Source organism: Streptomyces sp. NRRL S-350, assembly GCF_000719705.1.
In the GTDB taxonomy this organism is placed as follows: Bacteria; Actinomycetota; Actinomycetes; order Streptomycetales; family Streptomycetaceae; genus Kitasatospora.
In genome coordinates this window covers 41,449-48,447 of the sequence record NZ_JOHO01000051.1, presented here as the reverse complement: position 1 = coordinate 48,447, position 6,999 = coordinate 41,449, and the positions used below count along the sequence as shown (strand labels likewise).

The 6,999-nt window shown below is 72.7% G+C and carries 8 protein-coding genes; 4 read left to right on the top strand and 4 right to left on the bottom strand.

The window, feature by feature from the left end; translation table 11 throughout:
* Together IF30_RS0131285 and IF30_RS0131280 are read right to left on the bottom strand one after the other, a co-directional pair.
* Window positions 1-387: ATP-binding protein (locus tag IF30_RS0131285; RefSeq protein WP_051711636.1), on the bottom strand; the 387-nt coding region annotated here is incomplete at its 3' end.
* Window positions 388-752: 365 nt separating this feature from the next.
* Entirely contained in the window at window positions 753-1,985 is a 1,233-nt protein-coding gene (locus tag IF30_RS0131280; RefSeq protein ID WP_030244734.1) for a helix-turn-helix domain-containing protein, read from the bottom strand.
* 229 nt (window positions 1,986-2,214) lie between these two features.
* Here IF30_RS0131280 and IF30_RS0131275 point away from each other — a divergent pair, with 229 nt between their 5' ends.
* The 3 genes from IF30_RS0131275 to IF30_RS0131265 all read left to right on the top strand — a co-directional run bounded on the left by IF30_RS0131275 (window position 2,215) and on the right by IF30_RS0131265 (window position 3,477).
* Window positions 2,215-2,427 (top strand): DUF397 domain-containing protein, encoded by a 213-nt coding sequence (locus tag IF30_RS0131275; RefSeq protein ID WP_030244733.1) that lies wholly within the window; start codon window positions 2,215-2,217, stop codon window positions 2,425-2,427.
* A gap of 155 nt (window positions 2,428-2,582) precedes the next feature.
* A complete protein-coding gene (locus IF30_RS0131270; protein ID WP_030244732.1) occupies window positions 2,583-2,795 on the top strand; it encodes a DUF397 domain-containing protein in 213 nt (70 codons plus the stop codon).
* 127 nt (window positions 2,796-2,922) lie between these two features.
* Entirely contained in the window at window positions 2,923-3,477 is a 555-nt protein-coding gene (locus tag IF30_RS0131265) for an acetyltransferase (protein WP_030244731.1), read from the top strand.
* Between the two features lie 115 nt (window positions 3,478-3,592).
* Here the strand turns inward: IF30_RS0131265 and IF30_RS42250 are convergent, their stop codons facing one another.
* Entirely contained in the window at window positions 3,593-4,183 is a 591-nt protein-coding gene (locus tag IF30_RS42250; RefSeq protein WP_158835617.1) for an LppU/SCO3897 family protein, read from the bottom strand.
* A gap of 584 nt (window positions 4,184-4,767) precedes the next feature.
* Between IF30_RS42250 and IF30_RS42245 the strand changes: the two genes are divergently transcribed.
* Window positions 4,768-5,913: an ATP-binding protein gene (locus IF30_RS42245; protein WP_030244727.1), complete on the top strand. Its 1,146-nt coding sequence runs from the start codon at window positions 4,768-4,770 to the stop codon at window positions 5,911-5,913.
* 47 nt (window positions 5,914-5,960) lie between these two features.
* Here IF30_RS42245 and IF30_RS0131245 read toward each other — a convergent pair whose 3' ends face one another.
* Window positions 5,961-6,863 carry a neutral zinc metallopeptidase gene (locus IF30_RS0131245; protein WP_030244725.1) on the bottom strand — a complete coding sequence of 301 codons (903 nt, stop codon included), beginning with the start codon at window positions 6,861-6,863 and terminating at the stop codon, window positions 5,961-5,963.
* Window positions 6,864-6,999 lie beyond the last annotated feature (136 nt).

The window sequence follows — 6,999 nt, the reverse complement described above, 5'->3', positions numbered from 1 at the left end:
GGCAGTCGTCGAGGCGGCGGGCCGCTTCGGCGGCGGGGATGCCCAGGGCCGCGCAGACCGGACGAGGAACAGCCCGCGTCCGCACTCGTCGTCGGGTGCGGCGGCACGGACGGAGGGACGCCCGGCGCCGGCGTCGTGCACCTCCAGCCGAAGCCGGTCACCGGCGAGGGCGAAGCGGACCTCGATCAGCCGGTCGGCAGGCGCGTCGCCGTGCCGGACGGCATTGGCGAACAGCTCCCCGAGGAGCAGTTCCGCGACGTCGGCGTAGCGCTCTCCGGCGGGGAGCGCGGCGAGGTAGGCCCGGAGCAAGTAGCGGGCCACGGGCGTGGATTCGGTCCGCGAGTCCAGTCGAGCGACGAACGTGCGGGCGCAGTGGACAGTGAGCATGGCAAGTACCCCATGGAAAATGTCGACGAATGAGTGCGGCGTTACGCCACCCATGCCTGAAGGGACGTTGGCCGGCTGCTAGGGCTCGGTCGGGCCACGGAGGGCGGATCCGTCCTTCGGAGCGGTCCTCTCCGGTCCGCCACTGGCACCCTCGGGGCGCAGGTGGTCGGCCCGGACACCGTTTGCGGGTATGTCCGTCCCGACGCCGGCTCTGCCGGGGGCAGTGTCGTAGGCGAGGTCGCCGAGGCGGGGTGCCTGCAGTGGCGCAGGGTCGCGAGGCTTCCCGGGGGCCGCGTGTCGTCCACTCATACACACAGACGGTAGTTGCACGACTACTGTCGAATATGAATCGGCGGAATACTGCCCTATCCGTCCAGGTGGAAGCGGTCGGACATGTAGCGCAGCTTCTCGCGGGTGGCCGAGCGCTCGGCGTAGACGATCTTCCGCAGGGTGGCGCGGGCGATCGGGTGGTTGCGCACGAGCTGCGGGGCGGTCCTCTCCGCCGTCTCCAGGGCCCGAAGTGCCTTGTCGCGGTTGCCCTCCCACAGCCATGCGCGGGCCAGGTCCATGTGGTGGTGGCCCCGCCTGGACGCGGGGAGGGCGGCGACCTTCGCGGGGTCGGCACGCTCGTTGAGGATCAGTGCCTGGGCGTGGTCGCCCATCTCCAACTGGACCGACACTGCGTGGACCTGGACGTTGCCGCTGGAGAAGGTCAGCGAGTGCCGGTCGAAGGGCGGCTCTGCCCGGCTTCCGGCCATCAACTCGGCTGCCGCGTGGGCATGCCGGATGCGGTCCTCGGCCTCCGTCCGTCGGCCGGCACGTGCGGCGGACACGGCGGCGCGCAGGTGCATGGCGCCCCAAGCCCGCACGGCCAGGGGGTCGTTGGCGCGATAGCGGTCCTCGACGAGCCGAAGCGCCTTGTCGGACAGCGCCAGGGCATCGTCCCAGTCCGCAGTGGCCCACATGTCCCACACCCGCATCCAGTCCGCGACCGCTTCCATCACCGGGTCGCCGGACAGCCGGGCCGACCAGGCGGCCCGCTCGCAGGCCATGGCGATGAGTTCGGGGTGGCCGAGGGTGTGTGCGGCAGTGTGCGCGAACTTGCACTCGATCGCGTAGATCGCGAACGCCTCCTCACGCTCGTGGCCGGTGGACACCTCGGCCAGCGTGCGTGCTTCGCGAAGCATGTCCGGGAGCACCTTCAGGACGGCCACGTTGGCGGCCGCGTCCCTGAGCCGGTGCAGGAGCTCGGTTTCGCGCCAGAGCTGGGCCGACGACCGCGGCTCGCCGTCGAACACCGGTGTGAGGTCGTACCGGCGAAGCTCCCGCAGGATCGCGGCTGCCGACACCTGCCACTGGTTCTCCGATGCCTTGCCCGCGACGAAGGGCCTCTCGATGAGGTCGTTGGGGTGGCAGTGGAGCGCCGCCGCGATCTGGTTGATCGTGCCGGCCCGGTCGAGCTCGATCGTGCCCTTCTCGACCTTCGACACCCAGCCCTGCGTCCTGCCGATGGCGGCGGCCAAATCGGCCTGGGTCATCCCCAGCCGCAGCCGCGCCCGCCGCACCCGCTTGCCGATCGACTCCCGCTCCTCCAGCACAGCAACCCTCCCGCGCTCGCGCCCACCTGCCCGATCCGTGAGCCAGCGGTGCTACCAGGAAGCTACCTCGTTCCGGCGGGCCACGTCCCAGGCCGCAATCGGACGATCCCCATCCGCCCCCGCACCTTCGACCTGTCGCCGGCCTGCGATCGACTCCGACCCGACGCCGTGCCAGGCTGTGCCGTGGAGTGTCATCGTTCCCGGGATCAGCCAGGTGAAGGGACTCGGTATGAGTGAGAACGTCGGCCTGACGGATGCGTCCTGGCTCAAGTCCTCGTACTCAAACAACGGCGGTGACTGCGTCGAGGTGGCTCCCGGATTCCCCGGTGTGGCGCCCGTCCGCGATTCCAAGGACCCTCAGGGCCCGGCTCTCGTCTTCCCCGCCGAGGCCTGGGTGTCGTTCGTCGCCGCCGTCCGCAGCGGCGAGTTCGGCGACGTCTGAGCGAAAGCCCGGAACTCGCAGGCTCGGACCTGCGCGGTCCGGCCGGCGGCCCGGGCTTGGGCACAGGGACTGGTGGGTAGAGAAACCCGAAGCGATCAACTCCAGCCCGTGGGGGGCATCGTCCCCGCGGTCAGCCAGGCGGGAACGGACTCAGCATGAACGAGAACGTCGACTTGACGGACGCCTCCTGGGTCAAGTCCAGCTACAGCAACAACGGCGGTGACTGCGTCGAGGTGGCTCCCGGATTCCCCGGTGTGGCGCCCGTCCGCGATTCCAAGGACCCTCATGGCCCGGCTCTCGTCTTCCCCGCCGAGGCCTGGACGTCGTTCGTCGCCGCCGTCCGCTCCGGCGAGTTCGGCGACGTCTGAGCCGAAGCCGGAACCGCGTGCCTCGGCAGGCCGCCTGACGGGGCCGAGCCGCCGGGGAACGGGCGGCTCGGTGTCCTCGCGATCCCCTGCGGCCCGACCCGCAGCCGCAGCCGCAGCCGGTGCGCCCATGCCACCTGGAGGACCCCGCGTGACCGTCGACCTGCGCCACCACACCGCCCTGGCCGCCGAGGCCAGGCAGGATCTGCTGGCCGTCTACGCCGAGGTGCGCGCCCCGCTGCTGCACCTGCCGAACTACAGCGTCGCCACCTTCGCCGAACGCCTCGACCGGTACGCCGCCGAGCCCGGCTTCGCACTGGTCCTCGCCCACGACGGCCGGGTACCGGTCGGCTACGCCTACGGCAACACCGTCGAGCCCGGCGACCGGTACTGGACGCGCTTGGCCGAACCCCTGCCCGAGGGCTTCGCCGACACCCCGGCGCTGGCCCTCAGGGAGATCGGCGTCCGCGCCCCGTGGCGCGGCACCGGCACCGCCCGCCGCATCCACGACGCGCTGCTGGCCGGCCGTACCGAGGGCCGGGCCGTGCTGATGGTGAACCCGCTGGCCGGGGACGGGAAGGTCCAGCGCCTCTACGGGACTTGGGGATACCGGGCGTTCAACGCGCAGGAGGCCTCACCGGATTCGCCCCGCCTGACCGCGATGGTCCGCCCCGCCGCCCGCTGACCCCCGCCCGCTGACCCCGCCCGCTGTCGAACGCGCTCGGCGACGGCCACGCCGCGTGGGAAGTCGGCGGGATCGACTTCCCACGCGCGTCCGGGGGTTGGGCCAGGCCGTGCCGCTACGGGAGGGGGACCGTGCCCGGCTTCTGCTTCAGGCTCTGCAGGCACAGGGTGTACTTGTCGCCGCCCCGCTTGTAGGTGAAGTAGCCGTCGGCGGCGGGGAAGGACGTGCGGCACACGTTCTCGCCGTCGCTGGTGTCGTCCTTGCGGCCCAGGACGCGGGCCTCGGCCTTCGGGTCGGAGCAGGGCACCACCTGGACGTCGGGGTTGTTGTCGATCGCGCCGGGCAGGACGATCGGGTTGCTGTTGTGGATGCAGTCGCCGGCCTTGGCGAACTCGGGGTCGTCCTTCTCCACGAGGACGATCAGCGAGACCAGGACCGCCGGGATGAGCACGCCGAGGATCGTGGGCCGCAGGTACACCGGCTTGCCGGGGTCCGCCGGCGGGCGGGGTGATCCGGGCAGCGGCTGCGGCAGCTTGTTGACCTTCAGGCGCTGCGGGATGTTGAGCAGCATGACGATCGGGTTGACGATCATCGAGGGGATGCCCCACCAGCCCTGCCAGAGGCTGTCGGAGGTCATGTCGCGGTGCGCGGCGATGCCGCAGCTGCGGCAGAACGGCCCCCGGCGCTTGAGGTACCTGAGGACCACGATGAAGCCCTGGTGTCCGCGGAAGGTCGCGTCGACGGCCGGGACGGAGCCGCAGTTCTGGCAGCTGAGCTGCTCCTCGCCGGGGACGGGCAGGTCCGGGGCGGCGGCATGGGAGGCGGGCGCGGCGTCGGAAGCGAGCGCGGCGTCGGAAGCAGGCGCGGTGGGAGCGGGCGCGGCGGGCTGAGTGGAAATGGTGGATCCCCCGTGACGATCAAGAGTGTGTGCGCCCGAAAACCTACCGTTGCCCGAACGCCAGGACGGGCGGTCGGAGCCCCCGGCGGTCGAAAGGTCGCCAAACCGTGATCACGCCCCGGTCGCCCGCCGCCGGGGCCCATCGCCGGGGCCCCGACGGGCGCGGAGAAAATGTGGACCGGGGCTCTCGGGTCCGCCCGCAACGGCCCCGTACGCGCCCTGGGCGGGGGCGTGGCCGTGCTGCGGCGGCGGTCGCGGCCGGCTGGGGCGGCGGCCTTCGGGCGGGCGCTCACGCACCCGTCCACGCCGTCGCCACATAGGCTCTGACCTGGTGTTATGGCGAAATTCGCCTAGGCTGTGGAGCTCTGCCGGCCATTTTCGGAGGGGACACCGTGAGCCAGGAATCCACCGCGTACGACGCCGCCCGCATCCAGGTGTTGGAGGGGCGGGAAGCCGTGCGCAGGCGGCCCGGGATGTACATCGGCTCGACCGGTGAACGCGGTCTGAGCCACCTGGTGTTCGAGGTCGCCGACCGGGCGGTGAACGAGGTCCTGGCCGGTGTCGGGAGCCGCGTCGACGTCACTCTCCTGCTCGACGGCGGTGTTCGTGTCGCCGACGACGGCGCGGGCGTCCCCCTCCACGAGGCGCGGGGCGGCGGTCCCGCCCTGGAAGCCCTCCTGACCCGCACGTGGGCCGGGGTCGGTCCCGGCGGCCGCCACGATGTGGCGCTGGGCGGCGTCGGGCTCTCCGTCGTCAACGCCCTGTCGGGCCGGATGACGGCCGAGGTCCGGCGTGAGGGGGCCCGCTGGGTCCAGGAGTACGCGCGCGGCGTGGCCCTCACCCCGCTCACCGAGGCGGGGCCGGCGGCCGCGAGCGGGACCACCCTCACCTTCTGGCGCGACACCGACATCTTCCCGACTGCCGGGTACTCGTTCGACGCGCTGGCGGAGCGGTTCAGGGAACTGGCCCTGCTGAACCGTGGCTTGGAGATCTCGTTGACCGACGAGCGCCGCCCGGGCGACCGCCGGTCCGTTCGCTTCCGCTTCCCCGGCGGGACGCGGGACTTCGTCGCCCTCCTCGACGCCCGGGATCCGGCGCCCGCGGCCACGGCCGTCATCGGCGTCGAGGGCGAGGACCCGCGGATGGCGGGGACGGTGGAGGTGGCGCTGCGCTGGCGCGACGCCGGTGAGGAGCGGATCCGCAGCTTCGCCAACAGTCGGCCCACCGCCGGCGGCACGCACGTGGTCGGCTTCCGGGACGGGGTGGCGGCCGCGGTCACCGCCTACGCGAGGAAGCGGCTCCTGCCGGGCGCGACGGACCCCGGCCTCACCGCCGAGCAGGTCGGCGCGGGCCTGACGGCGGTGGTGTCGGTGAAGCTCGACGACCCCGAGTTCGAGGGCTGCATCCGCGACCTGCTGGGCAACACCGCCGTGCGCGCGTGCGTCGCCCGGGCCGTCCGGGACCGCCTGGGCGCCTGGCTGGAGGGGCACCCCGAGCAGGCCGCCGCCATCGTCGGCCGCCTCGTGCGGGGCGCCTGAGCAACCCCGGCCCCGGCCCCGGCCCGGCCCGCCCCCGCCCCCGCCGGTTACAGCTTCGCCGCCGCGAAGGTGTCGCACTGGCCGAGGTCGCCGCTGCGGTAGCCGGTGGTGAACCAGGCCTTGCGCTGCTCGGAGGAGCCGTGCGTCCACGCCTCCGGGTTGGTCCGGCCGGTGGCCTGCTTCTGGATGCGGTCGTCGCCGACGGCCGCGGCCGCGTCCAGGCCCTGGGCGATGTCCTGGTCGGTGAGGGAGGCGATCAGCGGGCGGCCGGTGGAGGGCTGCGGGGTGGTGGTGGCGTGGTGCGCCCACACCCCGGCGTAGCAGTCGGCCTGCAGTTCCAGGCGCACCGAGCCACTGCTCGCACCCTGGCGGTCGTTGCCGACCTTCTGCATGGCCCCGGTGAGGGTCTGGATGTGGTGGCCGTACTCGTGCGCGACGACGTACGACTCGGCGAACGGGCCGCCCTTGGCGCCGAAGCGGGAGGAGAGTTCGTCGAAGAAGCCGAGGTCGACGTAGGCCTTCTTGTCGCCGGGGCAGTAGAACGGGCCCACCGCCGAGGTCGCGGACCCGCAGGCGGTGGAGACCTGGCCGGTGAACAGCACCGTCTCGGCGTTCTTGTACGGGAGGTTGGTGCGGCGCGGCAGTTCGGTGCGCCAGAACTCCTGCAGGCTGTTGGTGACCGCCACGATCCGGCAGTCCTGGCGCTTGTTGGCGTCCGCGCCGGTCTTGCAGGCCTGCTGCGCCTGGCCGGCGGTGCGCGCGCCGGAGGAGGAGGCGGAGCCGCTGCCGGAGGACAGGCCCAGCAGTTGCGGGTCGACGCCGAGGACGACGGCGAACAGCACCGCGATCAGGCCCACGGCCCCGCCGCCGATGGCGACCTTCCCGCCGGGGATGCCGCGCCGGTCGTCCACCTGTGAGGTGTCGAGGTCGCCCTGGTCGTCGAACTGCATGGCCCCTGCCTGCCCGTTTCTGTCGCTCGGTCGGTCGGTTTTGTCCGCCTGGTGGCGGTCTGTGCCGCGGCGGCCCGCCCAGCCTACGGGCAGCGGCGCCTGCAGCACCGCAGCAGGGGCCCGGGCACCGGCGGGG

Coding starts and splice junctions, on each gene's coding strand:
- IF30_RS0131275 (WP_030244733.1), top strand. CDS start 2,215: ATGAGTGAGAACGTCGGCCTGACGGATGCGTCCTGGCTCAAGTCCTCG.
- IF30_RS0131270 (WP_030244732.1), top strand. CDS start 2,583: ATGAACGAGAACGTCGACTTGACGGACGCCTCCTGGGTCAAGTCCAGC.
- IF30_RS0131265 (WP_030244731.1), top strand. CDS start 2,923: ATGCCACCTGGAGGACCCCGCGTGACCGTCGACCTGCGCCACCACACC.
- IF30_RS0131245 (WP_030244725.1), bottom strand. CDS start 6,863: ATGCAGTTCGACGACCAGGGCGACCTCGACACCTCACAGGTGGACGAC.